The organism is Methylobacterium sp. Leaf456 (assembly GCF_001425465.1).
Taxonomy (GTDB): domain Bacteria; phylum Pseudomonadota; class Alphaproteobacteria; order Rhizobiales; family Beijerinckiaceae; genus Methylobacterium.
The window spans coordinates 149984-173231 of record NZ_LMQV01000044.1; the positions used below are offsets into that span (position 1 = coordinate 149984).

A 23248-nucleotide genomic window follows, 5' to 3' on the forward strand; every position below is an offset into this window, starting at 1 on the left:
CGATGACCTCAACGCAGTCTCCCACCCCCTCGGTCAAGGCGGACGCGTCGGGCTACGAATTTACCCACAGGCTCGCCGAGGTGGCCGACACCGTCGAGCGTTTTCTGGTCGAGCGGCTCGGGCCGAACCTGAACGCGGGTGAGATCGCCCGCCCGCCGCGCCTGATGGAGGCGATGCGCCACGCCGTGCTCGGCGGCGGCAAGCGGCTGCGCCCGTTCCTCGCCATCGAGACCGCCCGGATGCTCGGCGGCGGCGAGGATGCGGCTTTGGCGGCTGGCGCGGGCGTCGAACTCGTCCACTGCTACAGCCTCGTCCACGACGATCTGCCGGCGATGGACGACGACGACCTGCGCCGCGGCAAGCCGACCGTCCACAAGGCCTATGACGAGGCCACCGCCATCCTCGTGGGCGACGCGCTCCAGACCCTGGCCTTCGAGGTCACCGCCGATCCGCGCTGGCAGCCGGACGCCGGCATCCGCGCCGAACTCGTGCTCGGGCTCGCCCGCAGCTCCGGCCTCGGCGGCATGGTCGGCGGCCAACTCCTCGATCTGTCCGCGGAAGGCCGCTTCGGCCCGGTCGATCTCGACATCGACGACACCCTGCGGATGCAGGCGATGAAGACCGGCGCGATCCTGGCCTTCTCGGTCGAGGCCGGCGCGCTTGTCGGCGGCGCCAACCCGGACGAGCGCGCCGCGCTGCTGCGCTACGGCAAGGCGCTCGGCCAAGCCTTCCAGGTCGCCGACGACATCCTGGACCGCGAGGCCTCGCCCGAAGCGATGGGCAAGGCCACCGGCAAGGACAAGGACGCCGGCAAGGCGACGCTGGTCGACCGCCTCGGCCTCGACGGCGCGCGGGCCGAATGCGACCGGCTGGTCGCCGTCTGCGAGGAGGCCGTAGCGCCGTGGGGCGAGCGGGCGCGGGTGCTGAAGGACGCCGCGCGCTTCACCGTGGCGCGCAAGGCATAGAACCGACGCTCGTCATACGGCTTCCGTTTGATCGCCACGGCGGTTGCGCATCCCCTCGCCCCGCTGTGCGGGGAGAGGGCCGCGACGACCTGGTCGTCGTCGCGGCGAGGCGGCAGCCGAAGGTGAGGGGGCGCTTCAGGACGAGCCTTTTCCGGAATCGCCCCCTCACTGCCGCTGCGGCTTCGCCTCCGCTTCCTGTAGGGACGACGAGGTCCCTACAGGCCTCTCCCCGTGTGCGGGGAGAGGGCGAATGCGGCGGCTTTCGTGGCGATCAGCCGGGCCTGCTCCGGCGAAGACGCCGCGTTCCTCTTCCTTGATCCCGCCAAGGTTGGCTGGTCGAATCGGCCTGCCAACCGGGGTCTGCCCATGACCGTTCTCAGAGCGCTCCTCCTCGCCGGCGGCCTGATCGGCGCCGGCAGCTTCTATCTCGGCTGGGCGCTGACCAGCGAGAGCGGCTACGCGGCCGGGGGCCGGGCGCTCAAGGCGCAGGTCGGTTTCCTCACCATGCCGCAGTCCGAGCGCCAGAGCCTGCGCAAGCTCGCCCTGATGAAGGCCGCGGGCGGCTGCGAGTGGGACATCGACGAGGCGTTCTGGGGCCGGATCTGCCGGCTCTATGTCGGCGAGGAGCGGGGCGTGCGCGCCGCCGTCTACGATACCCTGCTGGACGAGCAGGAGCGCTATTTCCGGGCCGATTCGGATCAGAGCCGTTGCCGCGCCGCCTGGGCCCGCTTCGGCGCGGAGGGCGCCGACATCCGCGGCATTCTGCGGAGTGCGAGGGGAGGGGAGACGCCCGCCGCCGGCACCGTGCTCAACGCCAGCGCCGTGGGCCCCGATCCGGACGAGCGCTGAGCGTCACGTTTCTCCGGGAGACAATAAAAGAAGGGCCCCGCCTCGCGGCGGGGCCCTTCCTCGTTTCGGGTGCGTGCCGCGTCAGTGCGCGTGCGCGCCGTCGGCGCCGATGCCGGTCTCCGAGCGCACGAACTGCGCGTCGAAGGCGGCACGCTCGCGGTTGGCCCGGCGGGTCCGGTCGATCGACGAGACCGCCCAGATCGTCACGAAGGCGAGCGGCATCGAGAACAGGGCCGGGTTGGCGTAGGGGAACAGCGCCGCCGGATGGCCGAAGGTCTTCACCCACACCGCGTCCGACAGCACCACCATGGTCACCGCCGCCACGAGGCCGACGAGGCCGCCAATGAGCGCGCCCCAGGTCGTGGTGCCGCGCCACAGGATCGACATCGCGAGGACCGGGAAGTTGCAGCTCGCCGCCACCGAGAAGGCGAGGCCGACCATGAAGGCGACGTTCTGGTTCTCGAAGATGTAGCCGAGCACGATGGCGACGATGCCGATGCCGACGGCGGAGGCCTTCGACAGGTTCACCTCCGCCTTCTCGGTCGTGCGCCCGCGGGCGAAGACCTGGGCGTAGAGATCGTGGCTGATCGCCGAGGCGCCGGCCAGCGTCAGGCCCGCTACCACCGCGAGGATGGTCGCGAAGGCCACCGCCGAGATGAAACCGAGGAAGTACGGGCCACCGATGGCGTTGGCGAGGTTCACGGCGACCATGTTGGTGCCGCCGAGCATGTCCTTGATCTTGTCGTAGGTCGTGCCGTCGGCGCCGAGCTTGAAGTAGCTCGGGTCGGACATCAGCATGGCGATGCCGCCGAAGCCGATGATGAAGGTGAGGATGTAGAAGTAGCCGATCAGGCCGGTGGCGTAGAACACCGACTTGCGAGCGGCCTGGGCGTCCGAGACCGTGAAGAAGCGCATCAGGATATGGGGCAGGCCGGCGGTGCCGAACATCAGGCCGACACCCAGCGAGAGCGAGTCGATCGGGTTCGAGACGAGGCCGCCGGGCGCCATGATGGCGTCACCCTTCGGGTGCGTCTGCACCGCGGTGGCGAACAGCTTCTCCGGGCTGAAGGCGTAATGGTAGAGCACCGCGCCGGCCATGAAGCTGGCGCCGCCGAGCAGCAGGCAGGCCTTGATCACCTGCACCCAGGTCGTGGCCTTCATGCCGCCGAAGGCGACGTAGATGATCATCAGCGCGCCGACGAGCACCACCGCGTAGAGGTAGGGCAGGCCGAACAGGAGCTGGATCAGCTTCCCCGCGCCGACCATCTGGGCGATCAGGTAGAACGCCACGACGACGAGCGTACCGGTCGCCGAGATGATCCGGATCGAAGTCTGGTCGAGGCGGAAGCTCGCCACGTCGGCGAAGGTGAACTTGCCGAGATTGCGCAGGCGCTCGGCGATGAGGAACAGCACGATCGGCCAGCCGACGAGGAAGCCGGTGGAGTAGATCAGCCCGTCGAAGCCCGACGAGTAGACAAGGCCGGAAATGCCGAGGAAGGAGGCCGCCGACATGTAGTCGCCGGCGATCGCCAGCGAGTTGGTGCCGGCCGAGATGCCGCCGCCTGCGGCGTAGAAGTCGGCCGCCGACTTCGAGCCCTTGGCCGCCCGGTAGGTGATGCCCAGCGTGAACAGCACGAAGAACAGGAACATGCCGATGGCCGGCCAGTTCGTGGCCGATTGCTGCACGGCGCCTAGGTCCGGCCCGGCGGCGAGCACCGGGGTGCTGCCGAGGGCGAGACCCGCGGCGAGAAGGGAAAGCGCGCGGGTCATTTCGCGAGGCTCCGGGTCAGCTCGGCCGAGAGGCGATCGAAGCGGGTGTTGGCGCGGGCGACGTAGATGCCGGTCAGCACGAACGCGAAGACGATGACGAACATACCCATGTAGAAGCCGAGCGAGGCGGTTCCGCCGAGCTTGGTCGCGAGCAGCGCCTTGTCGAAGGCGATGAGGCCGATGAAGCCGAAATAGACGACCAGCATCAGGCCGGTCAGCACCCAGGCGTACTGGTTGCGCTCGCGCACCAGCGTCTGGAAGATCGGGTTCTGGGACACCCGGTCGAGCCGGGGATCGGACACGGGGTTGTCGAGGGTGCCGACGACCCCGGGCAGGGGTTGGGCGTGCGGGCTCGCGGGCGGACCCGCCGATTGCGTGGCGCTCATGAATCTCCTCCCGTGCCTATCCGAGCCGTCGAGCGGTTGGTGGCGGGTTGCTTTTTGGTCGTGGGACGTGCGTTCCCCTCCCCTTGCGGGGAGGGGGTAGGGGGGCGGCATGAGGCACCGCGGTGCCTTCTACCCGAGCGCAACCTCCGGCTCCTCCCCGCGAGGGGGAGGAGAGGGGCTCACGCCTTGCCGCGGTTCTGGCGGTTCTCGATGAGGTCGTCGACCACGGCGGGCTCGGCCAGCGTCGAGGTGTCGCCGAGCGAGCCGAAATCGTCCTCCGCGATCTTGCGCAGGATGCGGCGCATGATCTTGCCCGAGCGGGTCTTGGGCAGGCCCGGCGCGAACTGTATCAGGTCGGGCGAGGCGATCGGGCCGATATCCTTGCGGACCCAGGTGACGAGTTCCTTGCGCAGGCCGTCGTCGCCCTCCAGGCCCTCGTTGAGGGTGACGTAGGCGTAGATGCCCTGGCCCTTGACGTTGTGCGGGTAGCCGACCACCGCGGCCTCCGACACCTTCGGGTGGGCGACGAGCGAGGACTCGACCTCGGCCGTGCCCATCCGGTGGCCCGACACGTTGATGACGTCGTCGACGCGGCCGGTGATCCAGTAATAGCCGTCGTCGTCGCGCCGCGCGCCATCGCCGGTGAAGTAGAGGTTCTTGTAGGTCGAGAAGTAGGTCTGCTCGAAACGCTCGTGGTCGCCGTAGACGGTGCGCATCTGGCCGGGCCACGAATCCTTGATGCAGAGGTTACCCTCGCACTTGCCCTCCAGTTCCTTGCCCTCGGCATCGACCATCACCGGCTGCACGCCGAAGAACGGACGGGTGGCCGAGCCGGGCTTGAGCTTGGTCGCGCCGGGCAGCGGCGTGATGAGGATGCCGCCGGTCTCGGTCTGCCACCACGTGTCGACGATGGAGCAGCGCTTGTCGCCCACCACGTTGTAGTACCAGTCCCAGGCCTCCGGGTTGATCGGCTCGCCGACCGAGCCCAGCACGCGCAGGGATTGGCGCGACGTCTTCTTCACCGGGCCCTCGCCGCCGCCCATGAGCGAGCGGATCGCGGTCGGCGCGGTGTAGAAGATGTTGACCTTGTGCTTGTCGATCACCTCCCAGAAGCGGGAGTTCGACGGGTAGGTCGGGATGCCCTCGAACATCAGCGTGGTCGCGCCGTTCGCGAGCGGCCCGTAGACGATGTAGCTGTGGCCGGTGACCCAGCCCACGTCCGCCGTGCACCAGTAGACGTCGCCGTCGTGGTAATCGAACACGTACTGGTGGGTCATCGAGGCGTAGACGAGGTAGCCGCCGGTGGTGTGCACCACGCCCTTCGGCTGGCCCGTGGAGCCCGAGGTGTAGAGGATGAACAGCGGGTGCTCGGCCTCGACGGCCTCGGCCGGGCAATCGTCGGTCACCTGCTCGGCGGCCTCGTGGTAGTAGACGTCGCGGCCGGGCTCCATCGCCACGTCGCCGCCGGTGCGCTTTACGACGATGACGTGCTCGACGAGATCCTTCTCGACGCGCTTGATCGCCTCGTCCACGTTCGCCTTGAGCGGCACCTTGCGCCCGCCGCGCAGGCCTTCGTCCGCCGTGATGACGACCTTGGAGCCGCAGCCGTTGATGCGGCTCGCCAGCGAATCCGGCGAGAAGCCGCCGAAGACGATGGCGTGGATGGCGCCGAGCCGGGCGCAGGCCAGCATGGCGTAGGCGGCCTCGGGGATCATCGGCAGGTAGAGCGTGACGCGGTCGCCCTTGCCGACGCCGCGGTTGCGCAGGACGTTGGCCATCCGGCCGACTTCCGCGTGCAGCTCGCGGTAGGTGATGTGCTTGGACTCGTTCGGGTCGTCGCCTTCCCAGATGATCGCGGTCTGGTCGCCGCGGGTCTCCAGGTGGCGGTCGATGCAGTTGACGGCGACGTTGGTCTTGCCGTCCTCGAACCACTTGATCGAGATGTTGCCGGGCTCGAAGCTGGTGTCCTTGACCTTGGTGAAGGGCGTCGACCAGTCGATCCGCTTGCCGTGCTCGGCCCAGAACGTCTCGGGATCCGAGACCGACGCCGCGTACATCTCTTGGTACTTGGCGTCGTCGATCAGAGCACGCTCACGCCACGCGTCCTGAACGTCGATGACCTTCTCGCTCATGTCGTTTCTTCCCTGAACGGTGCCCGATCGTATCGTGCCGGTGCACGCAGCCGGGGCTTCCGGAAAAGTTCTTAAGCGCATGTGAAGAGGGCCGGCAAGCACCAAAAAGTCGAGTATAGGAATTTTGCGCAACTGAATTGCACAAAATTCTCTTATGCACGACTCAATCGCGCTCTCCGATGCCCCCCGCGGCACGAAACGCTTGTTTCTCAGCTAGATCGCGGGGCGCCCGCAGCCAGGGCCCGCGAATCAGGCGGCGGGAAAAATCATCTCGACCAGGGTGCCCTCGTCCTTGCGGCTGCCGATGCGGAAGCGTCCGCGGTTGGCTTCGACCAGCGCCTTGGTCAGGGTCAGGCCGAATCCGGCGCCCTCGGCCTCCCCCGCCGGGTCGGCGCCGTCGCGGAACGGTTCGAGGGCGCTCGCCACCGCCTCGGGCGATAGGCCGGGGCCGGTGTCGCGCACCCGCAGCGCCACCTCGCCGCGGTCGGCGAGCGTGGTCGAGACGATGACCTGCCCGCCCGCTTCCGTGACCCGGATGGCGTTGCCGATGACGGACAAAGCCGCCTGCCGGATCGAGCGCTCATCGGCGAGGAAAGGCGGCAGGTCAGGCCCGAGGCTGGTGCGCACGACGATGCGGTCGCGGGCGGCCTGGGCCTGCATCGTGCCGATGCAGCCGGAGACGAGATCGTTGAGGCCGACCTTTGTGAAGGTGAGGGTGCCGCCCTCTTGGAGCGCTGCGAGGTCGCGCAGGTCGTCGAGGATCGCGGCGATGCGCCCGCCCGACAGGCGCACCTCGCGCAAGTAAGCCTCCAGCCGCTCGGCGTCGGCCCGGTCGAACCGGTCCGACAGCATCATGTCGGTGAGCGAGAGGATTGCGGTGAGCGGCGGCCTGATCTCGCGCCCGACGCGGGCGAGAGCCCGTGCCTTCCAAGCGCCGGCCGCCTCGCCATCCTCGACGGGTGTTGGCGGCAGGGGCGGGATCGTGGCCGGCGGCAGGGCGGGGGGCGGGGCGTCCTCCCGGATTTCCCGCAAGCTCGCGCAGTAGCCGGGCGCGTCCTCGCCGAACAGGCGGGCGATGCGAAGCCGGAGCGCCGCGGCACCCGAGCGGGCGGTGACGCCCAAGAGCTCGCTCGCGCCGGAGCGCTGGGAATCGGTGACGGCGGCCTCCAGAGCCGGCAGGCTCTCGGGGGCGAACAGGTCGGCGAAGCGCCCGCCGACCACTTCCTTCGGGTGGGCGTGGACGAGTTCGGCCGCGCTCGGGTTGAGGCCGACGACGCGGCCGTCCGCGTCGAGGGTGACGACGCCTTCCTCCAGGCTGTCGAGCACCTGTTCCGCCCGCAAACGTGCGTCGTTGGGCGGGGCCGCAGGCGGGGCGGCCTGCGGTTCGGCGGCCCGGACGAGGCAGAGGTCGGCGGGCGCGCCGTCCCAGTCGAGCCGGGCGTGATCGAGCGCGAGCGCGACGGTGCCGCCATCGGCCTTCCCAAACGGCACCGGCGCCGACCCGCCGCGGGCATCCGGCGCGAGGCCGCGGAACAGCTGGGCGAGACCGGCAGCACGCAGGCTCGCCTGATCGGGATGGCCGGTGAGCGCGAGGAAGTTCTGGCTGGCGAACAACACCTCGTCGGCGCGGTAGACCAGCACGCCGACCGGCAGGCGCTCCAGCAACTCGGCGAGCGCCGCGCGGGTGCGGGCCTCGGCCTCCGCCGTGCGGGCCGGCGGGGTGGGGAAGGGCGTCACCGAGGCGCCTGAGGCACCCTCGACCCGCTCGGCGCCCGCAACCTCTTCGCCTGCGTCGTCGGGGGCGAAGCGTAAGCCCAGCAGGCGGGCAACCTCGCGGAAGGCGGCGTGCTCGTTGACCGAGAGCGAGTCGGCCTCCGGCGGGTCGGCGTCCGCGGGCGCGATCTCGTCCTCTTCGGGCCGCGGATGGCGCTCCTTGAGGAGCGCGAAGCCGCTCAAGCCCGCGCCCTCATGCCTGGGGCGTCCCATCGGCGCGCCGGAGACGTCGATGGCGTGCTCGAAGGCGCGGCCCCGCACGACGAGCGGGAGGGCGCGAAACGTCTCCGGCTTCTCGCGCAGCAGCGCATCGAGGGCGGCGCCCTCGACGATCCCGTCGGCGGCGAGGTCGGCCCAGGCCCGGCCCGCGATCACCGCGGCGAGATCGGGATGGGTGGCCGAGACATGTGTGAGCACGCCCTCGCCGTCGCTGCGCCAGACGAAGCGGGCCGGGGGCTCCGGCACGATTGTTTCTTCGGCTTCGGCCGGTTCCTGCGCCGTTTCCGCGGCAGGTGCCGCGACATCGTCCTGAGCCGCGTCGCGAGCGTCCGCCTCGGGCGCATCCTCGACCGGCTCAGAAAAAACTTCGGACGGCCGCAGGGTAGGAAGGGGGCCGAGCGGGGCGAGCAGCAGCGCCTCGCGCTCCTCGTCGAGGCCGGCGCGCGCGAGCAGGACCACGACCGGCGGGGCGACGCCGCGGGGATCGAGGCGCAGGCGCACCATGCGCGGGCGCTCGCCCACCGGGCCGGCGCGGCGGACCTGCTCGGAGAGGCGTAAGGCCGGCATCACGCGGCCATCGGGCCCGGCCACGCCCCCGCCATAAGCGGCTGCGGCCCCGGCGGCGTGCAGGAGGCGGTCCGCCGTTCCGTCGAGCACCAGCAGCGCGGCGCCCTCGCGGGCGAGGTGTGCGGTCGCGGCATCGTCGCGCCAGCGCGCGAGCGCCCGGCGGAGCACCGCTTGGCCCTGTGGGTCGGAAACGGTCACGGCACGGTCCGACATCCGAACCCTGATCAAGAATGCCTCACTTCAAGAGCCCGGACGAGCCGGACATCGCGTTGGCGTCGCGGCAGCGCAGCGAGCCCCGAGCGGACGATCCTCCCTCGGACGCACTTACGATCGCTTGTGCAACTTAACACGCATCGGACATAGACACCGAAGCCCGCCGACACACGTTTATCAACTGGTAACCCTAATCGGACGCCTTGGGGCTGGAAAAAGTGCCACCCCTGCGCTATGTTGCACTGCACAACGCGCGAAAGCGTCGAATCACCCAAAGAGAGGAGCACCCCATGGCCAACACCCCGAACTACGAAATCCCGAACGAGATGCGCGACTTCGCCGAGAAGAGCGTCGAGCAAGCCCGCAAGGCGTTCGATTCGTTCCTCGGCGCCGCCCGCCGCACCGCCGATACCGTGCAGGGCTCGACCGATCTGGCCCGCACCAACGCCTCCAGCCTCTCGACCCGCGGCTTCGAGTTCGCCGAGCAGAACGTGAACGCGGCCTTCGACCTCGCCCAGAAGCTCGTTCGCTCGCGCGACGTGCAGGAGGCGATGCAGCATCAGGCCGAGTACGTCCGCTCGCAGTTCGCCGCGATCCAGGCCCAGGCCAAGGAGTTCGGCGGTCTCGCCCAGAGCGCGTTCCAGCAGAGCGCCGAGAACGCCAAGAGCGCGATGCAACAGGGCGCCAACGAGGCCCGCGCCGCCTACGAGCAGGGCGTCGAGACCGCCCGCGAGAACGCGTCCGACGTTCAGAAGGCCACCAACAACCACCAGTGATTTCTTGTATGATGGTCGGGGGCTTTCGAGCCTCCGACTGTCATTCACGGCCCGCGCCCCCGGCGCGGGCCGTTTTTCGTTGGGGAAGCGCCCCGCCGCTTTTTCGCCGCCGGGGAGCGCCAGACAGGTCGGCCTCAGCGATGCGTCAGCGGCTCGAACGTCGCGGCGCGCCCATCGGAGTACCGACCATGCGTCCCGTCCGTCGCCTCGGCCTCGTCGCCCTGGCTTTCGTCGCGGCCGGCAGCCTCGCCCCCGCCCACGCGCAGTATGACGACGACGGCTACGACCGCCCCCCGCCGCGCCGCATCTACCGCGAGCCGGATTACGGCCGCCCGCCGCCCCGGCCGATGGGCTTGAACTGCGACGCGGTGCAGAGCGGCATCTCGGGCAACCAGCCCTATTCCTGCCCGCTGCCGGGCCCGCGCCCACTCGGTGCGCGCTGCTTCTGCGACATGCCGATCTCGTTCCTGAACGGCCCGCAGACGGCGGTCGGCCGCGTCTCTCCCTGAACGAAAGGAGCCGCGCCGGAGGATCCTCCGACGCGGCTCCTTTCCGTTGGCCTCAAGCGCTGGCGGTCGCGTCCGCGACCTTAGGCTTCTCACTCCGCTAGACGGCCTCGGCCAAAGCCGAGGCCTGCTGTGCGGGGCGCTCTTCGCGCCCGGCCATACGGCACCATCGCTCGGTTGCGAGCGATGGCTAGCCGATCAGTTCACGATCACCGTGGCGCCGACCTTGACCCGCGAATACAGGTCGGTGACATCTTCGTTCGTCATACGGATGCAGCCCGACGACACCGCCTGACCGATCGTGTCCGGCTCGTTCGAGCCGTGGATGCGGTATTCCGAGGTGCCGATATACATCGCACGCGCGCCGAGCGGGTTCTCGACGCCGCCGGCCATGTAGCGCGGCAGGTCGGGGCGGCGGGCGATCATTGCGGCGGGCGGGGTCCAGCTCGGCCACTCGCGCTTGGCGGTGATCTTGTTGATGCCGCTCCAAGTGAAGCCCGGACGGCCGACGCCGACGCCGTAGCGCAGAGCCTGTCCGTTGCCCATCACGAGGTAGAGGCGGCGCTCGGCGGTGGAGACCACGACGGTGCCCGGCGCGTAGCGTCCCTCAAAGGCCACGACCTCGCGCGGGATGCGGGCGACCTGGGCCTGAGCCTCGGCCGAGCCGTAAGCGTAACTACCCTGGGCGGCCGAGCCGCGCTGGCTGCCGTAGGGATCGTAGACCGGCCAGCCGCCCTGGGACTGCTCGGCGTAGGTCTCGTCGCTGTCGGAGCCGAAGGGGTCGTAGGGCGAGGCATGAGCCGCGCCGACCGCAAGAACACACATGCCGACAGCGCCGGCGAAGACAGATGCCAAGGTCTTCATGGGGATGGCCTACCTGTGCAGTAACCTTTGCCATTTAAAGCGTGACTGTGGCTTTCGGGTTCCAGCCGAATCGCAGATTTTGCACAGGGCGGGTGTGCGGCGGGACACTCGAGCTTGACAATAAGTGCCGCAGCAGGGTTCAGCCGAGTTCGGTGGTGTGGACCCCGAAGTTCACAAGCTGCTGAAAACCGAAATTCGTGGTGAGCGCGCAGTCGGTCGCGTCGCGCCCCCGCGCCATGACGATGCGACCGATGCGCGGCCGGTTGTGGCGGGCGTCGAACGTGTACCAGCGCCCGTCGAGATAAGCCTCGAACCACGCTGAGAAATCCATCGGGTCCGGCACCGGCAGTACGCCGATGTCGCCGAGATAGCCGGTGCAGTAGCGGGCCGGAATGTTCATGCAGCGGCAGAGCGCGACAGCGAGATGCGCGAAGTCGCGGCAGACGCCGACTTGTTGGCTATAGCCGTCGAAGGCCGTGCGGGTGGCGTCGGCCTGCATGTAGTCGAAGCGGATGCGGGCGTGGACGTAATCGACGATCGCCTGAACCCGCGACCAGCCCGGCGGCGTCTGCCCGAACAGCTCCCAGGCGGTGGCCGACAGCTTGTCGGTGTCGCAGTAGCGGCTGCCCATCAGGAAGACGAGGACGTCGTCGGGCAGGTGCTGCACCTCCGCCTGGGTGGCGGTCGGCACCATCGGATCGGGCAAGCCGGAATCGGCGACGATGAAATCGGCCGCGATGGTCAGGCGCCCGGCGGGCGCGAGGATGCGGGTACAGACGTTGTCGAAGCCGTCGGTGTAGCGCTGCACGGGCACCGGCGGATCGAAGGTGATCGTCTCCGGCGTCACGAGGTCGGGCACCCGCGACGGATGGAGATTGAGCATCAGGATCATCGGCGTCGGTTGAACCGACTCGAAGGTGATGTCGAAGCCCGTCCGGATCTGCATGGGGTCGGTCCACCTCCTGCCGCCCGGCTCGGGGCGGCCGGGGGAGAACCTGCAAGAGGCGCGCCCGATGCCTCGATTCTTGTGTCGCAACGGCTTTTTGTGACGAGCCGTTTTCCACCGTTCGGGCCGATGCTCTAGGCGACCGGCGGCACCCGGTCGCGGCTGGCGCGCTCGGCCTCCGCTAGCACGTCGAATGCGCGCCAGGGCTTGGGGATGAACACGGCGCCCTCGGGCAGGGCCTCGCCGGGTTCGGGATCGACGCCGGAGGTGACGACGAGCCGGGTGCAGGGCCAGAGCGTAGCGATGGCGCGGGCGAGTTGCACCCCGTCCATGTCGCCGGCGAGCCGGATGTCGGCGAAGACCAGCGCCACCTCGCCGCCGTGTTCCTGCAGGTAGCTGAGCGCCTGCTCTGCGCTGGCGCAGCTGACCACGTGCAGATCGGTCTCGTCCAGCACGCTCTCGGCGAGCTCGCGCGTCTCGTCTTCGTCCTCGACCACGAGGGCGATGCGGGAGCCGGGCGCGGGCTGCTTGTCTTGCCCCTTGGCGCGGGCCTCGCGCTCGGCGCGATCGACCCGGCGCACCAGGGCAGCCAACTCGTCGGGCAAACCCTCCGCCACGAGGCTGTCGTAGCAGGAGGCCAGCGCCTGACCGATCTGGTCGAGCTTCATGCCCGGCAGGAGCGGATCTTCGATCCGGCTTGTATACGACTGATCACGAAACGGACCCTTCAAAGCTGAAAACCCCTCCTCTCGTGCGGGGCGGCCGAAAAGGGGCCGCACCCCACAACAAAGCGGGCGGACGCTTATCAGTTGCGTCGAAGGATGAATTTCGAAAGTCGCGCGGCCGGCCGCCGCGGAGCCCGCGTAAGCTTTACTGGACCGTCTCGGCGTCGGCGGTGAGGAGCAGGCCGGCGACGCTGCGGACATCGCGGTAGCGGTCGCCGCGGGTGCTCATCATCGCCTCGAACTTCTGGTGGACTTGCGCCACCGAGAGGCTCGCGGGCTTGCGGTGGCGCCCGCGGCCGGTGGTGCCGGCGAAGAAGATCGAGCGGTTGGCGCGCGCCGGGCCGGGCAGCAAGTTCGCGGCGGCGGCGGTCGGCTTGTCGACCACCTGCGACAGGAAGTTCTCGGCGTCGTCCGCCCCGAGGAAGTGGGCGAGGTAGACCTCGCCGAGCGTCAGCTCGCGGCCGATCTTGAGAGCGATGCGGGCGGCGTCGCGCTTGAGCATCTCGCCGGCCATCAGGGCGGAGAGGAAGGGATCGCGGCGCATGTCGAGGATGCGGGCGCGCTCCGACTGATCCTGCACGCTCGGCCGGTCGTTGCCGTCCGGCACCACCAGGGCGGCGTCCTGGGCATAGCCGTATTTCGGGCCGAAATCGCGGATTACGCCGAGCCACGTGCGCTCGATGAACTGGTACAGGCCGGTCGCCGAGGAGGTCTTGGCCTGGACCGCGGTAATGAAGCTCGATTCCTTGTCGGCCACCGCCATCAGCAGCACCGGGTCGGTCTCGACGGCCTGCGCCGCCTTGATGATCGTCTGGACGATATGGCGGCGAATCCGCATCGGCCCGAATTCGAGGATGTCGTTCGGGTCGCCGGTGGAGGTCTGCGACAGCAGGAAGTCGTAGGAGACCCGATCCACCGTGCCCGCCGTCAGGTCGGTGTCGAGGCCGTCCACCGCGCGGAAGCTCGACGAGGCCGCGACCACCGAGGGGATCGGCGCCTCGGCCGAGACCGACTGCAGGACCACCTGGACGCGGGGCTTGGGCATCGCCAGCTCGGCGGCCTTGGTCGAAGCCTCGGCCCGGCCGAGATCGGTGCCGGCGTTAAGCAGGATTGCGCTGAGGCCCCCGGCCAGCAGCGTCATCGAGAGAACCGAGCGCAGGAGCGCCGGGCGGCTGCCATGCTCGCGGCCCGGACGGGCGGCAACGGAGATGACGTCGGAGGACGTGCGCCCGGGCTTGCGGGCATCCTTGCGGGCGTCACGGGTGGTACGCGGCGATCCGATCGTGCGGCCCTGCATCTGTCTCGTCACCTGTCCTGGGGTCGGTGCCGTCAGCGGCGTGTGAGCAACAGTTACGCCTCCGCTTGTGGCGCAAACACGGCCGAGGTTGTGGCATCCCCATGGCAGGGCGGGGCGATTTGCGGGCAAGCTCAGCCGTTTGACCGATTTTCCCCGTCATCGTCCACAGGGTTCTGGATCGATCACGCGGCGGGGCGGCGTGAAATCGGCGCTTGGGCGTGTCTGGCGCGACACGGAGTGAAGAGGACGGACGCCGACTTTGGTGAGGCCGTCATCACAAAGTGATCGCTTCGGGGTCAGCCGCTCTCCCCTCTCCCCGCACGCGGGGAGAGGCCTGCATGGACCTTGTCGTCCATGCAGGAAGCGAAGCGGCGGTGAGGGGGACTCTACGGAAGGGGCTCATCCTGAACCGCCCCCTCACACCTCGGCTGCCGCCTCGCTTCGGCGACGACAAGGTCGCCGAAGCCCTCTCCCCGCACGGCGGGGAGAGGGGATGCGCGGGGCCGGTCGAGGGCAGACGAACGAGGTCGTCAGCCGCCGAGCACGCGGCCGGCCACGGCGTCGAGCTTGGCCACCAGTTCCGGGTCGCGGTGCGACGGTGCCGTCATGATGGCGCCATCGAGCGCCCGGTGCGAGCCCGCCGGGCAGTCCTCGCGCTCCGCGGGGAAGTCGCGGGCGACGCGGGCGACGAGCTGGGCCGCGCGGGCGGCGTTGGCGCGGGCCACCGCGATCACCGAGGCGACGTCGACGCTGTCGTGGTTGGGGTGCCAGCAATCGAAGTCGGTCACCATGGCGATGGTCGCGTAGGTGATCTCTGCCTCACGCGCGAGCTTCGCCTCGGGCAGGTTGGTCATGCCGATGACGTCGTAATTGGCGGCCTTGTAGGACTTCGATTCGGCCAGCGACGAGAATTGCGGCCCCTCCATGCAGACATAGGTGCCGCCCTTGTGCACCGTGATGCCCTCGGCCTCCGCGGCCGCGGCGATGCGCTTCTGCAGCAACGGGCCGACCGGATGGGCGAAGGGCACGTGCGCGACGCAGCCATTGCCGAAGAACGAGGTCTCGCGGGCGACCGTGCGGTCGATGAACTGGTCGACCAGCACGAACAGGCCGGGATGCAACTCGTTGCGGAATGAGCCGCAGGCCGAGAGCGAGACGATGTCGGTCACGCCCGCGCGCTTCATCGCGTCGATGTTGGCGCGGTAGTTGATGCCCGAGGGCGAGAGCCGGTGGCCGCGCCCGTGGCGGGCCAGGAACACCACCGTGGTCTCGCCGATGCGGCCGATGCGCAGCGCGTCGGACGGTTCGCCCCAAGGGGATGTGATCGCCTCCTCGCGGACATCCTCCAGGCCGGGCAGGTCGTAGACGCCCGAGCCGCCGATCACGCCGAGAATCGCTGCCGTCATGCGGTTCTTATCCCTTGTGCTGTGTTGCGTTGCTGCTCCGCGCAGCCGGGCGGTCGCGTTCTGCGCGCGTCTCCGCCCACGATGTCGTCTTGTCGTGACGCCTGTTCGGTGCGGGGGCCGCCCCGATACTTTTTGAGTGGACCTCATGGCCCGATGCCGTCCCGGACGGCGAAGGCGGGTCGGGCGGTCGCACGCACGCTCCTGCGTACGGGGCCGTCCCATATCCCGTGCGAAGCGCCGGCCCCACCGCCCTTTCGGCGGCCGGCCGACATCTTCGTGGGCATTCTTATCCGCGGGACCGTCCTCAAGCAAACGGGCCCGCAAAGGGCCCGTTCGCGAGATTAGAAGGTTGGCAGGCGGGCCCGTCAGTAGGTCTTGTGCAGTTCCGGCTGGAGGCCGTGGACCTCGCCGCCGACCTTCTTCCAGACCTGCTTCTTCACGTAATAGAGCAGCCCGGCCAGCACGATCAGGAACAGGATCACGCGCAGGCCCAGCGCCTTGCGGGCCATCATGTGCGGCTCGGCCGCCCAGGCCATGAAGGCCGCGACGTCGTGCGAGTACTGCTCCACCGTCTCCGGCACGACGGGCTGGCCCTTGTCGTCCTTCGGATAGGTGATCTGGCCCTCGCTCAGCGGGTTCGGCATCGCGATGACGTGGCCAGGATAGTACTTGTTGTAGTAGCCGCTGCCTGGCATCTCGAAGCCCTTCGGGGCGTCCTCGTAGCCGGTCAGGAGCGCGTGGATGTAATCGACGCCCTGCTCCGAGTAGCTGGTGAAGGGCAGCGCATCGAACACGAACCACGGGAAGCCGCGCTCGTAGGTGCGGGCCTTGGCCAGCACCGAGAAGTCCGGCGGCGCCTTGCCGCCGTTGGCGGCAGCCGCCGCCTTGTCGTTCGGGAAGGGCGGCGGGAAGCGGTCGGCGGGCCGGGCCGGACGCTCTTTCTCGGAGCCCGAATCGTCCAGTTCCTTGACGCTGTAGGTCTCGGCCAAAGCCTTGACCTGCGCTGCGCTAAAGCCGGGGCCGCCCTCTTCGGAGAGGTTGCGGAAGGCGACGAGCTTCATCGCGTGGCAGTTGGCGCAGACTTCCTTGTAGACTTGGAAGCCGCGCTGGAGCTGCGCCTGATCGAACCGGCCGAACATGCCGGCGAAGCTCCACTTCTCGCGGGGCGGGTTCGGGGCGTGGCCGTCGTCGGCGTAGGCGCCGGTGGAGCCGAGGGCCGCCGCGAGAAGGCCCGCGGCGGCGAGGAGGGCGATGCGCATACCGTGTCTCCTCAAGGGTGCTCAGCCGCGCTTGGCCGGTTCGGCGGCGGCGCCCGCGGGCATGCCCGATCCGCTCACCTGCTTGCCCGGTCCGGTGACGGTCTCGAGGATCGAGCCCGGCAGGCGGTCCGGCGTTTCGAACAGGCCGACCAGCGGCATCACGATCAGGAAGTGGGCGAAGTAGTAGGCGGTGCAGATCTGCGAGGCGATCACGTAACCGCCTTCCGGCGGCTTGGCGCCGAGCCAGCCGAGGATGATGGCGTTGGCGGTGAACACCCAGAAGAACACCCGGTAGACCGGACGGTAGTTGCAGGAGCGGACCCGCGAGGTGTCGAGCCAGGGGGCGAAGGCGAGGATCAGCACCGCGCCGAACATCAGGATCACGCCGCCGAGCTTGTCCGGCACGGCCCGCAGGATCGCGTAGAACGGCAGGAAGTACCATTCGGGCACGATGTGGGCCGGGGTCACCGACGGGTTGGCCGGGACGTAGTTGTCGGCGTGGCCGAGGTAGTTCGGCTGGTAGAAAATGAACCACGCGAACAGGATCATGAACACCACGACGGCGAACACGTCCTTGATGGTCGCGTAGGGGGTGAAGGGCACCGCATCCTTGCTCGACTTGATCGGGATGCCGGCCGGGTTGTTCTGGCCCGTCACGTGCAGCGCCCAGACGTGCAGGACGACGACGCCCGCGATCATCCACGGCAGCAGGAAGTGCAGCGAGAAGAAGCGGTTGACCGTCGGGTTGCCGACCGAATAGCCGCCCCAGAGCAGGCTCTGGATCGTGTCGCCGACGACCGGGATCGCCGCCAGGATGTTGGTGATGACGGTGGCGCCCCAGAAGCTCATCTGGCCCCACGGCAGGGTGTAGCCAAGGAACGCGGTGGCCATCATCAGCAGGTAGATGATGACGCCGAGCAGGTAGAGCACCTCACGCGGGGCCTTGTACGACCCGTAATAGAGGTTGCGGAAGATGTGGACGTAGACCGCCACGAAGAACATCGACGCGCCGTTGGCGTGCGCGTAGCGCAGCAGCCAGCCGTAGTTCACGTCGCGCATGATGTGCTCGACGCTCTCGAAGGCGTTCGCCGCGCTCGGATCGTAATGCATCGCCAGCCACACGCCGGTGACGATCTGGATGCCGAGGAACGCGATCAGAATCGCGCCGAAGGTATAGAAGTAGTTCAGGTTCCGAGGGACCGGGAAGGCCACGAAGGACGAGTGCACCAGGCCGACCAGCGGCAGGCGGGACTCGAACCACTTCGCGGCGCGGCTCTTCGGGACGTAGGTCGAGGTCGCGTGTGCGCTGCTCATCGGATGCCCGCTCCGGCTTCTCGTGTCCTGGATTTACGCGACGGCCTTGCCGCCCTCTTCGCCGATCGTGAGCTTGGTGTCGCTCGCGAAGACGTAGGGCGGCAGGGGCAGGTTGGTCGGCGCGGGGCCGCGGCGCACGCGGCCGACGGCGTCGAACTGCGAGCCGTGGCAGGGGCAGGCCCAGCCCTCGAAGTTGCCCGAATGGCCGATCGGCACGCAGCCGAGATGGGTGCAGTTGCCGTAGGCCACGAGCCACCGGTCGTGGCCGGCCTTTACCCGGTCGGCGAAGGGCGCCGGGTCGATCATCTGGTTGAGGGGCACGGCCTTCATGTCCGTGACCTCCTTCTCCGTGAGCTTGCGCACGAAGATGAGCTTGCCGCGCCAGAACACATTGACGATCTGGCCGTCCTGGATCGGGGTCAGATCGACGTCGAGCGGCGCGCCCGCCGCGACGGTGGCGGCATCGGGCGCCATGGAGGCCACGAAGGGCCACGCCACCGCGCCGACACCGACGGCCAATCCTGCACCGGTCGCGAGAAACAGGAAGTCGCGCTTGGTGCCCTGAGGTCCTTCGTCCGCCAAGGTGCAACTCTCCCGTCAGTCGCTGCGCCGAAGCCTTTCATGCCGGGTTGCGGTGCGAGACCGCCGGGCCCGACTCTGGAGGCTTTCGAATTTGAAACTACGCAATGGCAGACACCATTGCCCGACAGCAATCAATGCGACCCGCGGTCACCGGATTGCCGTGATTTCCTCGACGCGCTCTCTGACATGCCAGATACGAACGTGTCCAGACTGCCGCGCTTGCCGTCTGTGCGGTGCGGCGACGATCCCCCGGTATCGTCAGGGTCGCGGCAGGATGGGGAAGTCACCTCGGCGACGGGCGCAGCCCCGGTGGGCCTAATTGCTGTCTACCCTTGCACCGCCTGAGACCGGGGGCGTAAACGGCGGCTCCCAGAGGAGTTTTCGCGATGACCGACCGCCAGCCCGGCTTCAACACCCTCGCGATCCACGCGGGCGCGACCCCCGACCCGGCGACCGGGGCGCGGGCGACGCCGATCTACCAGACCACGAGCTTCGTGTTCGACGACGTCGATCACGCCGCCTCGCTGTTCGGGCTGCAGGCCTTCGGCAACATCTACACCCGCATCACCAACCCGACCAACGCGGTGCTGGAGGAGCGCATCGCGGCGCTCGAAGGCGGCACGGCGGCGCTCGCGGTGGCCTCGGGCCATGCCGCCGAGTTCCTGACGATGCACGCGCTGATGCAGCCGGGCGACGAGTTCATCGCAGCCAACAAGCTCTACGGCGGCTCGATCAACCAGTTCAACCATTCCTACAAGAATTTCGGCTGGCAGGTGGTCTGGGCCGACACCGACGATCCGGATTCGTTCGAGCGCGCCATCACCCCGCGCACCAAGGCGATCTTTTGTGAGTCGATCGCCAATCCCGGCGGCGTGATCACCGACATCGCGGCGCTCTCCGTGATCGCCAAGCGCCACAACATCCCGCTCATCGTCGACAACACGATGGCGACGCCGTACCTGATCAAGCCGTTCGAGCACGGCGCCGACATCGTCGTCCACTCCGCCACCAAGTTCCTCGGCGGCCACGGCAATTCCATCGGCGGGCTGATCGTCGACGGCGGCACGTTCCAGTGGCAGGGCGATGCGCGCTATCCGATGCTGTCGGAGCCGCGGCCCGAATATGCCGGCATGGTGCTGGCCGAAACTTTTGGGAATTTCGGCTTCGCCATCGCCGTGCGCGTGCTGTCCCTGCGCGATCTCGGGCCGGCGCTCTCGCCGTTCAACGCGTTCCTGATCCTCAACGGCATCGAGACGCTGCCGCTGCGGATGCAGCGCCACTCCGACAATGCGCTCGAGGTCGCGACCTTCCTGGCCGGCCATGATCTCGTCGATTGGGTGAGCTATCCGGGCCTCACGAGCGACAAGTACCACGCGCTGGCGCAGCGCTATACGCCCAAGGGCGCGGGCGCGGTGTTCACCTTCGGCCTGAAGGGCGGCTACGAGGCGGGCGTGAAGCTCGTCTCGAACCTCCAGCTCTTCAGCCATCTGGCCAATATCGGCGACACCCGCTCGCTGGTGATCCACCCGGCCTCGACCACCCACCGCCAGCTCACCGACGCGCAGAAGACCGCCGCCGGCGCCGGCCCCGAGGTGGTGCGGCTCTCGATCGGCATCGAGGACCCGCAGGATCTGATCGAGGACCTCGACGCGGCCCTACGGTCCTGACGCAAGACGGAGCGCGGCCCGCCAGTCGTTCCGGTCCAAGAGAGGCAGGCCCGCACGGTGCATCCGGGCGAGCAGGTCCCGGTCGGGGAAGCCGCGATAGGGCAGGACCGGCACGGTTTTGCCCTTTGGGACCGCGCCCTGCGCGGCGATCTCGGCGAGCGTCTCTTCGAGCAAACCGCGCCCGCGCTCGTGCAGCAGCATCGCGGCGCGGGTCGCGCTGGTGCCGGGCGGGAGCGGCACCGCCTCTTGCGCCAGGATCGCCCCGGCATCGATCGCGGCGGCGAGCCGGTGGACGGTGACGCCGAAGGCGCGGTCGCCGTCGGCCAGCGCGTGCAGGGTCGGCGTCGGGCCGCGATGGCGCGGTAGCAGGCTCGGGTGGAGGTTGATCCCGCCGAGCCGGGCGCGCGACAGGGTCGTTTCCAAAAAAATCTGGTCGAAGTGGAACGAGACGATTAGGTCGGGGGCGTGGCCTGCGAAGGCGGCGGCGACCTCCGGCCCGTTGACGTCGTCCACGCGGATCACCGGGATGCCCAGCCGGCGGCACAGCGGCGCCAGCGGCGTCGCCTCCGGGGGGGCGTTGCGCCGAAGCGCGCTTGCGATGCCGTTCACGAGGTCGGGCAGGCCGAAATTGACCGCGAGATAGGGCAGGAAGCGCGGCCCCGAGCGGGCGAGGTGCCGCCGCACCTGCGCAACGAGCCCGCCGGCCGAGGGGCGCTGCGCGTGCGACAGCCCGACGAACGCGATTCTTTGCGAATGATCGGCGATGAAGCGGCGGAGTGCGCGGGCGTTCGGCAGCGCCTCCAGCGCGAAGATCGCGAGCCGCGGCGCGGCCCTCATCGGCGCGGCCGGTTGCGGAAGCGCAGGCCCCGCAGGCCCAACGACCGCACCCGTTCGGGCACCAGCAGCGCCCCGCGGGCGAGCGCCGCCAGCGGCCAGGGGAAGGCGACCACGTCGCGGTCGCGCTCCAGGCCGCGCAGGATGCGGGCGGCGGCTTCGTCCGCGCTCATCTCCAGCGGGCGCCAGCCCTTGATGACGCCGCCCATCGGCGTCTTGACGTAGCCCGGCGCCACCACGCTGACGCGCACGCCGAGCGGCCTCAGCTTCGCCCGCAGCGCCAGCCCGTGGGCGAGCAGCGCGGCTTTGGCCCCGCTATAGGCCGGCGCGTCCGGCAACGGCGCGTAGGCCGCGAGCGAGGAGACCAGCGCGATCTGGCCCCGTCCGCGTGCGCTCATCAGGGTGACGGTGGGCAGGAGCACGTTGAGCGCGCCGCCGTAGTTGATGTCGGCGGTCTCGAACGCCGTCTCTTCGTTCTCCAGCGCGCCGGACGGGTGGCCGCCGTTGACCGCGGCGTTGACGATGACGAGGTCGAGCGGGCTCTCGGTGTCGATCGCCCGCAGCCACGCGCCGACGGTGTCGCGCGCGCGCACATCGAACAGGCCGGTGCGAACCTGAGCCCCGAACGTCCGGCATTCGGCCGCGACCGCGTCGAGCCGCCCGCGGTCTCGGCCGGTCAGGACGAGATTCGCGCCCTTTTGCTTCGCGCAGAGCCGCGCCAGGGCGGCGCCGATGCCGCTGGAGGCGCCGGTGATGAGGATGACGGGCATGAACTCGGGATGGGGTGCGGGGCGCGGCCTGTAAAGCCCACCGTCTCTCAGTAGGCCGGTGAGAGCCGTCCGGCTCGCTCCTCGCCCTCGCGCCGGTCGCGGGCGGCGGCGAGCGCCGCGGGGGGCAGGGTCGCCTCCAGCCGCGGCACCGCGCCGGCGACCGCCCGCTCGATGGCCGAGGGCGAGAAGTAGCCGCCGTTGATCTGGGTGCGGTGCATGACGACCCGGCGGAAATCCTCCATCAGCTCCCGGTCGGGCGCCTTGGGGGCGGTCCAGAAGGTGTCGATGTCGCCCTGATGCGTCAGGCCCGGCATGTTGTAGACCGCCTGCCCGAAGGCCAGCGTCGGCCGTCCGCGCTCCAGCGCCAGCATGCCGACGGTCGAGTTCACCAGCACGACGCCGCGGCTGCCGTCGATCAGCTTGGGCAGGTCGCCGCCGTCGATGAAGTCGAGCCGGTCGTTGCAGCCGTGGCGCTTGGCGGCCTGCCGGGCGCGCTTGCGCCAGTTCATGATGCCGCTGTCGAGCGGGTGCAGCTTTACCAGGAGCCGCGTCGGCGCGCTCGAATGCCGGGCGAACGAGGCGATCACCCGGTCCATGAAGCCCTCGACGCCGAGGAACGGCGAGTGGACGCGGATCTGGTAGTCGCTGTCGAGCTGGAGCGGCAGCAGGAAGTAGGCGGCGTCGACCGCCTTGTAGTTCTCGCCGACCTGCGCGGCCTGCCGCCGGGTGCGCTTGCGGCGGACGAACTTCCGGATCCAGCCCCCGTATTCGGCCACGATGTGGTTCGGCCGGTGGCTGCGGAAGCCCGGATAGAGGTAGGGGAAGCCGACATTGGCGACGTTGAAGCCGATGTCCCAGATGCTGCGGCGGGTCATGTCGCCGGTCAGCGGCATGGCGCGCCCGGCCTGCGGCAGCTTGCGGGCGATCGCCCGGATTTCTTCCGCGGTCTTGGGCAGCGGGGAGTTGCCGTTCACGCCGCCCTGCTCGCAGGTGATCCAGTAGGGGCGCACGTACCCCTCCTCGAACACGTGAATGCGCACGCCCATCGGCTTGGCCATCTGGATCGCCGCCTGATGGTAGGGCCGGCAATCGCCGAACAGCACGATGTCGGTGACCGAATGGGTTCGGATGTAGGCCTCGACGTAATCGTCCCAGCCCTCGCGGTTGCCGCGGTAATTGTCGGACGGCAGGCGCCAGAACAGCCAGTCGCCGGCCGAGAAGTTGATCCGGCGGACGGTGTGGCCGCGGTCGCGCAGGGCCCGGCCGAGATCGGAAAAGAACGGAGACGCGATCCCCTGGAGGAACAGGAAGGTCGCAGCGGTGCTGCCGGAAGCGTCTGCGCGAGGCTGCGTCATTCCGAGGCGCGGTGTCCCTGATCGCTACGGGCGGCGGGGTGACGGCATCTGAAACAGACGCCTCGCATGTCGT

At 69.2% G+C, this 23248-nt stretch carries 20 protein-coding genes; 5 read left to right on the forward strand and 15 right to left on the reverse strand.

Annotation, left to right across the window (positions count from 1 at the left end; translation table 11 throughout):
- Window positions 1-2 precede the first annotated feature (2 nt).
- Together ASG52_RS24610 and ASG52_RS24615 are read left to right on the forward strand one after the other, a co-directional pair.
- Window positions 3-965 carry a polyprenyl synthetase family protein gene (locus ASG52_RS24610; protein ID WP_056249261.1) on the forward strand — a complete coding sequence of 321 codons (963 nt, stop codon included), beginning with the start codon at window positions 3-5 and terminating at the stop codon, window positions 963-965.
- A gap of 366 nt (window positions 966-1331) precedes the next feature.
- Window positions 1332-1814, forward strand: a complete 483-nt coding sequence (locus tag ASG52_RS24615; RefSeq protein WP_056249262.1) for a hypothetical protein — start codon at window positions 1332-1334, stop codon at window positions 1812-1814.
- Window positions 1815-1895: 81 nt separating this feature from the next.
- Here the strand turns inward: ASG52_RS24615 and ASG52_RS24620 are convergent, their stop codons facing one another.
- The 4 genes from ASG52_RS24620 to ASG52_RS24635 form a co-directional block, all read right to left on the reverse strand.
- A complete protein-coding gene (locus tag ASG52_RS24620; RefSeq protein ID WP_056249265.1) occupies window positions 1896-3584 on the reverse strand; it encodes a cation acetate symporter in 1689 nt (562 codons plus the stop codon).
- Window positions 3581-3970 carry a DUF485 domain-containing protein gene (locus ASG52_RS24625; RefSeq protein ID WP_082552723.1) on the reverse strand — a complete coding sequence of 130 codons (390 nt, stop codon included), beginning with the start codon at window positions 3968-3970 and terminating at the stop codon, window positions 3581-3583. The genes ASG52_RS24620 and ASG52_RS24625 overlap by 4 nt, the downstream gene beginning before the upstream one ends.
- A gap of 179 nt (window positions 3971-4149) precedes the next feature.
- The gene (acs, locus tag ASG52_RS24630; RefSeq protein ID WP_056249266.1) at window positions 4150-6102 is read right to left on the reverse strand and encodes an acetate--CoA ligase; all 1953 of its coding nucleotides are present in this window, start codon (window positions 6100-6102) and stop codon (window positions 4150-4152) included.
- 249 nt (window positions 6103-6351) lie between these two features.
- A complete protein-coding gene (locus ASG52_RS24635; RefSeq protein WP_353612505.1) occupies window positions 6352-8859 on the reverse strand; it encodes a sensor histidine kinase in 2508 nt (835 codons plus the stop codon).
- Window positions 8860-9164: 305 nt separating this feature from the next.
- On the opposite strand from ASG52_RS24635, the gene ASG52_RS24640 reads away from it, so the two are divergent.
- Window positions 9165-9650 (forward strand): phasin, encoded by a 486-nt coding sequence (locus ASG52_RS24640; RefSeq protein ID WP_056249272.1) that lies wholly within the window; start codon window positions 9165-9167, stop codon window positions 9648-9650.
- Window positions 9651-9838: 188 nt separating this feature from the next.
- On the forward strand, window positions 9839-10159 hold the full coding sequence (locus ASG52_RS24645) for a hypothetical protein (RefSeq protein ID WP_056249275.1): 321 nt from the start codon (window positions 9839-9841) through the stop codon (window positions 10157-10159).
- Window positions 10160-10354: 195 nt separating this feature from the next.
- On the opposite strand, the gene ASG52_RS24650 is transcribed toward ASG52_RS24645, so the two are convergent.
- From ASG52_RS24650 to petA, 8 genes are all read right to left on the reverse strand, one after another.
- Window positions 10355-11020, reverse strand: coding sequence for a L,D-transpeptidase (locus ASG52_RS24650; RefSeq protein ID WP_056249276.1), 666 nt, complete (start codon window positions 11018-11020; stop codon window positions 10355-10357).
- A 139-nt stretch (window positions 11021-11159) separates the two neighbouring features.
- A complete protein-coding gene (locus tag ASG52_RS24655) occupies window positions 11160-11966 on the reverse strand; it encodes a transglutaminase-like domain-containing protein (RefSeq protein ID WP_056249279.1) in 807 nt (268 codons plus the stop codon).
- A 134-nt stretch (window positions 11967-12100) separates the two neighbouring features.
- On the reverse strand, window positions 12101-12634 hold the full coding sequence (locus tag ASG52_RS24660; RefSeq protein ID WP_056249283.1) for a response regulator: 534 nt from the start codon (window positions 12632-12634) through the stop codon (window positions 12101-12103).
- Between the two features lie 202 nt (window positions 12635-12836).
- Window positions 12837-13988, reverse strand: coding sequence for a transglycosylase SLT domain-containing protein (locus ASG52_RS24665; RefSeq protein ID WP_056249287.1), 1152 nt, complete (start codon window positions 13986-13988; stop codon window positions 12837-12839).
- Window positions 13989-14518: 530 nt separating this feature from the next.
- Complete coding sequence (locus ASG52_RS24670; RefSeq protein WP_056249290.1) at window positions 14519-15394, reverse strand: S-methyl-5'-thioadenosine phosphorylase; 876 nt, start codon at window positions 15392-15394, stop codon at window positions 14519-14521.
- Between the two features lie 365 nt (window positions 15395-15759).
- A complete protein-coding gene (locus ASG52_RS24675) occupies window positions 15760-16653 on the reverse strand; it encodes a cytochrome c1 (RefSeq protein WP_056249293.1) in 894 nt (297 codons plus the stop codon).
- 21 nt (window positions 16654-16674) lie between these two features.
- Window positions 16675-17967, reverse strand: coding sequence for a cytochrome b (locus ASG52_RS24680; RefSeq protein ID WP_056249296.1), 1293 nt, complete (start codon window positions 17965-17967; stop codon window positions 16675-16677).
- A 33-nt stretch (window positions 17968-18000) separates the two neighbouring features.
- Window positions 18001-18549, reverse strand: a complete 549-nt coding sequence (gene petA, locus ASG52_RS24685) for a ubiquinol-cytochrome c reductase iron-sulfur subunit (RefSeq protein ID WP_056249297.1) — start codon at window positions 18547-18549, stop codon at window positions 18001-18003.
- Window positions 18550-18935: 386 nt separating this feature from the next.
- On the opposite strand from petA, the gene ASG52_RS24690 reads away from it, so the two are divergent.
- The gene (locus ASG52_RS24690; protein ID WP_056249300.1) at window positions 18936-20216 is read left to right on the forward strand and encodes an O-acetylhomoserine aminocarboxypropyltransferase; all 1281 of its coding nucleotides are present in this window, start codon (window positions 18936-18938) and stop codon (window positions 20214-20216) included.
- Here ASG52_RS24690 and ASG52_RS24695 read toward each other — a convergent pair.
- From ASG52_RS24695 to ASG52_RS24705, 3 genes are read right to left on the reverse strand one after another with little or no spacing between them, the layout of a single operon-like run.
- The gene (locus tag ASG52_RS24695) at window positions 20205-21053 is read right to left on the reverse strand and encodes a methionyl-tRNA formyltransferase (protein ID WP_056249302.1); all 849 of its coding nucleotides are present in this window, start codon (window positions 21051-21053) and stop codon (window positions 20205-20207) included. The genes ASG52_RS24690 and ASG52_RS24695 overlap by 12 nt on opposite strands.
- Window positions 21050-21820: an SDR family NAD(P)-dependent oxidoreductase gene (locus ASG52_RS24700; protein WP_056249305.1), complete on the reverse strand. Its 771-nt coding sequence runs from the start codon at window positions 21818-21820 to the stop codon at window positions 21050-21052. The genes ASG52_RS24695 and ASG52_RS24700 overlap by 4 nt, the downstream gene beginning before the upstream one ends.
- A gap of 47 nt (window positions 21821-21867) precedes the next feature.
- A complete protein-coding gene (locus ASG52_RS24705; protein ID WP_056249308.1) occupies window positions 21868-23175 on the reverse strand; it encodes a capsule polysaccharide biogenesis protein in 1308 nt (435 codons plus the stop codon).
- Window positions 23176-23248 lie beyond the last annotated feature (73 nt).

Bases quoted from the DNA above. Each gene is read 5' to 3' on its own strand.
- ASG52_RS24610 (WP_056249261.1), top strand. From the start codon at position 3: ATGACCTCAACGCAGTCTCCCACCCCCTCGGTCAAGGCGGACGCGTCG.
- ASG52_RS24615 (WP_056249262.1), top strand. From the start codon at position 1,332: ATGACCGTTCTCAGAGCGCTCCTCCTCGCCGGCGGCCTGATCGGCGCC.
- ASG52_RS24620 (WP_056249265.1), bottom strand. From the start codon at position 3,584: ATGACCCGCGCGCTTTCCCTTCTCGCCGCGGGTCTCGCCCTCGGCAGC.
- ASG52_RS24625 (WP_082552723.1), bottom strand. From the start codon at position 3,970: ATGAGCGCCACGCAATCGGCGGGTCCGCCCGCGAGCCCGCACGCCCAA.
- acs (WP_056249266.1), bottom strand. From the start codon at position 6,102: ATGAGCGAGAAGGTCATCGACGTTCAGGACGCGTGGCGTGAGCGTGCT.
- ASG52_RS24640 (WP_056249272.1), top strand. From the start codon at position 9,165: ATGGCCAACACCCCGAACTACGAAATCCCGAACGAGATGCGCGACTTC.
- ASG52_RS24645 (WP_056249275.1), top strand. From the start codon at position 9,839: ATGCGTCCCGTCCGTCGCCTCGGCCTCGTCGCCCTGGCTTTCGTCGCG.
- ASG52_RS24650 (WP_056249276.1), bottom strand. From the start codon at position 11,020: ATGAAGACCTTGGCATCTGTCTTCGCCGGCGCTGTCGGCATGTGTGTT.
- ASG52_RS24655 (WP_056249279.1), bottom strand. From the start codon at position 11,966: ATGCAGATCCGGACGGGCTTCGACATCACCTTCGAGTCGGTTCAACCG.
- ASG52_RS24660 (WP_056249283.1), bottom strand. From the start codon at position 12,634: ATGAAGCTCGACCAGATCGGTCAGGCGCTGGCCTCCTGCTACGACAGC.
- ASG52_RS24665 (WP_056249287.1), bottom strand. From the start codon at position 13,988: ATGCAGGGCCGCACGATCGGATCGCCGCGTACCACCCGTGACGCCCGC.
- ASG52_RS24670 (WP_056249290.1), bottom strand. From the start codon at position 15,394: ATGACGGCAGCGATTCTCGGCGTGATCGGCGGCTCGGGCGTCTACGAC.
- ASG52_RS24675 (WP_056249293.1), bottom strand. From the start codon at position 16,653: ATGCGCATCGCCCTCCTCGCCGCCGCGGGCCTTCTCGCGGCGGCCCTC.
- ASG52_RS24680 (WP_056249296.1), bottom strand. From the start codon at position 17,967: ATGAGCAGCGCACACGCGACCTCGACCTACGTCCCGAAGAGCCGCGCC.
- ASG52_RS24690 (WP_056249300.1), top strand. From the start codon at position 18,936: ATGACCGACCGCCAGCCCGGCTTCAACACCCTCGCGATCCACGCGGGC.
- ASG52_RS24695 (WP_056249302.1), bottom strand. From the start codon at position 21,053: ATGAGGGCCGCGCCGCGGCTCGCGATCTTCGCGCTGGAGGCGCTGCCG.
- ASG52_RS24700 (WP_056249305.1), bottom strand. From the start codon at position 21,820: ATGCCCGTCATCCTCATCACCGGCGCCTCCAGCGGCATCGGCGCCGCC.
- ASG52_RS24705 (WP_056249308.1), bottom strand. From the start codon at position 23,175: ATGACGCAGCCTCGCGCAGACGCTTCCGGCAGCACCGCTGCGACCTTC.